Below are 3,083 nucleotides of genomic sequence, written 5' to 3' on the forward strand. Positions count from 1 at the left end.
CGCCCGATCCAGATCTTCCCGGCTGATCACGGCAGAAAGGGTTGGATCCTTGGCAGCGGTTTCCTGCAGCACTTTGATCCTGGCCGCCTGCGGAATTGCCATCCAGTCGATCAGCCCCAGGGCCATACGGGATGGTGCCACCTGACCGGGGAATGGGCCGGTGCCTTTGGCTGTATTGGCCGGCCATGTCACCCGGCGCATACCCTGCTCCCCGGTGAGAGTCACCGACCCGGACTTGCCCCGCACCAACAGGTGAGACTCCTTTTTGAGCAATGCCTCCTTGCCATCGTCCAGCAGGATCGGCATCACCGTGTCCGACCGGATGCAAGCGGCCAAGGCGCGCAGGACCGTCGTCTTGCCTGCCCCGTTGGCCCCAGCCAACAACGTCAAGCCGGGGTTTATGTCCATGATGGCGGCTTCAATTCCACCAAAGTTTTCAATTGAGATCGTAAGTGTCTTTTCCACGGTGCTCTCCATCAAATCAGAAGGGGTTGGTGCCACTTGGAACAAATGCCGGACTGGGCGCCGTCTGTGGTGCAGCGGCCCCCCGTGGCGGCAGACTCACGGCTGGTGGCCGTGTCACAGGAGCCGGTTGTTGGACTGACTGTGCCACTGCCGGAGCGGGGGGTTGGTAGACCGGGGCCTGTGCCAGGGGCTGATAGGCCGGGAGCTGTGCATGGGACTGGGCCGGGGGCTGGATGGCAGATTCCTGCAACCGACCTTGAGCAGGAATGCCATCAAACCCTCCAGACAATGCATTGTCAGCCTCATTGCTGCCGGATCCAGAATCAGGCGCAGACTCGTCTGTGGTTTGTTCCTCCCAGGTTTTAGGATCACTTTCCCTGGCAATTTCCTCGTCTGCGCGGGCAGAGATTTGCTGGAGTTCCGGTATGAACGGACTGATTGCTTCCCGGTCTGATTGGCCCCAGGTTTTCCAATGTTCACGGAAAACAATCGTCCCTCTGGAAGCAATCCGCCGGGCCTCATCAATCACGTCACGGTGTCCACCTTCGAGCCATTGCCTGACGGCATCGCCAGTCGCCTCGGTAACAAACTCTCCTGGACGGATAAACTCAATCAATCCAGCCGGCGCCTTAACGGCGGGGATGTGCGGATCGATGAACGCCCGGTCGTCGAGAGCCTTGAACATCGGCTTGTGGTCATGGCCGAACAGAATCGAGATCAACATCTCGTAGATGAGGCCTTTCTCCATGACTGGCGTCAGACCGGTGGAAAGAATCTCCATTTCCTTGCCTCGACCAGTCGACTTCACCCCCATCTTGGCGCGCAGACAGAAAACAACATGGCATTTTGAGCGCAGTGCAACATTCACCAGACGCTTCAGTGCCATCTTGGGCTTGGCCCACTTTGCCAAACCATTGGACGTATTCCTGTCCGCCTCATCCAAAACCCCGCCTTCTCCCTGCCAGACATGGGAAAAGCTGTCGATCACGACGCAGTCGTAACCGGCCTGCTCAACCTGCCTGATGACTTCGATATACCGCTGCGTGGTAAAATCAGGTTGAAAATCCACATAATCCCACGCACCGCCAACACCAGGCTGCGTGGGTGTTTCGGCGTACAGCAAAGCCCGCCTGTTTTCAGTGTCAATCACACAGATCCGGCCTGTTTCGCCGACCAGACCCCGTGCGAACCGCAGGGCGGAATAGGTTTTTCCCGATGCCGAGGGCCCCCAGAACATGAAAAGTCCTGGGATTCTTTTGCGAACTGCTTTCTCGATATTGAATGCCATTGAAGTCACTCCACTGCCCAAAGAGGAAATTCCTCGTCCATGAAAGGACGAACCGGTTGATTGGTGGCCCAGGGTTTGTCCGGACCGAATTGCTGCATGCACGCTTTCCAAAGCGCGATGGCTCGCGTGGCGATCAGCCCGCCCGCCGACCACACCAATGACTCTATGTTGCCCCGCGACTGTACGAATTCACGCACCAGCACATTCATGGCGGGGCCGGTTTCCAAGAAGACGAAGAAGAAACGGGGATCCTCCGTCACCCTGGCAAATTGCTGGAGAGCACGGGTGTCGTCGCCATAAACAAGCCCCTTCAGGATCAGCTCTTTGGCCGCTTTGGCCGCCTGCATGTAGACGTAGGCCTGGAGGTGGTACTGGTACCGGGAGACCGCATAAACCACCGCCGAGTCAACGGGCACCCCGTTTTGGTTGCTGAACGTCTTCAAGTCGATGATGGCCTGCGGCTTCAAGTAATCGAACCGCGACTTCATCGGCACCCCATCCTCGGTTGTCCAGAACACCGACACCTCCGGCAACCCACCCGTGAAGGCGGCGTTTGCGTCGTCGTTGGAGTGGATGGCCTCCTTGGCCCGCAGGCACTGTTGGTAGAAATCCTTGGACAAAACCTCTCTGTCCCCGGCAGCCACCTCCTCCTGAAAGGCACTCTTGATCACTGGCCAGAGCAGGCAACTGGGCTCCACATCAAGGATGCGATATGACATCTCCTCCAGAGTGCCGGACTTCTTCAGACCGAGTTCCCCGCACTTTTCCCGAAGAGCCTCGACACCCTGCAGACAGCCGGGGTAGTCTTCGGGACGTGCTTCTGCCAGATACTTGCGGTTGAAGGCATCAGCCCCCTCCAGGACGATCTTATGAATCGCTTGGCCCAACACCTTGGCTGGTGTGCTGGATTCATCCACCCGATTGGGATCCAGATATTGGTGCCAATAGGTCAGTGGGCTGGCCCCCATGGCCTTGATGCCGCTGGCGGACAGCGATGGATCAGCGTGGTATTGCTCGGCTGGCAGGTTTAAATAGACGCCGTTTGGGATCAGCCCTGCCTCGTTGCTGCTGTATGTTTTTTTCGTGATTGACATGCTTCATTCTCCCTTGTGTACGATATTGCTTTGTTTTCCCCGTGGATTGCTTCAGGCGGTTGGGCGATTGGAAAAATGCTCGCCCATGAACCCGTAGCGGATCGAAATGCGGCACATTCTCTTGATTGCATAATGGATTGTTCTCTGGGACATCTTTATCGAACGGGCGATCTCGGCAGCACTCTCCTCGATCAGGCGCATGGCCAGGGCAAAAAGGCTCTGGGGCAACAAACCAA

Annotated in this window: 4 protein-coding genes; all 4 read right to left on the reverse strand. The window is 57.4% G+C overall.

The features are described 5' to 3' along the window. A partial coding sequence (locus HQL65_20490) for an AAA family ATPase (GenBank protein MBF0138613.1) occupies positions 1 to 465 on the reverse strand: 465 nt, incomplete at its 3' end. Between the two features lie 16 nt (positions 466 to 481). After that, positions 482 to 1,753, reverse strand: coding sequence for an AAA family ATPase (locus HQL65_20495; GenBank protein ID MBF0138614.1), 1,272 nt, complete (start codon positions 1,751 to 1,753; stop codon positions 482 to 484). Positions 1,754 to 1,758: 5 nt separating this feature from the next. Further along, positions 1,759 to 2,847 (reverse strand): PD-(D/E)XK nuclease-like domain-containing protein, encoded by a 1,089-nt coding sequence (locus HQL65_20500; GenBank protein MBF0138615.1) that lies wholly within the window; start codon positions 2,845 to 2,847, stop codon positions 1,759 to 1,761. A gap of 51 nt (positions 2,848 to 2,898) precedes the next feature. Then, positions 2,899 to 3,083 (reverse strand): hypothetical protein (locus HQL65_20505; GenBank protein MBF0138616.1); only part of this gene is annotated, 185 nt, incomplete at its 5' end.

This window comes from Magnetococcales bacterium (genome assembly GCA_015228935.1).
Lineage (GTDB): Bacteria > Pseudomonadota > Magnetococcia > Magnetococcales > DC0425bin3 > HA3dbin3.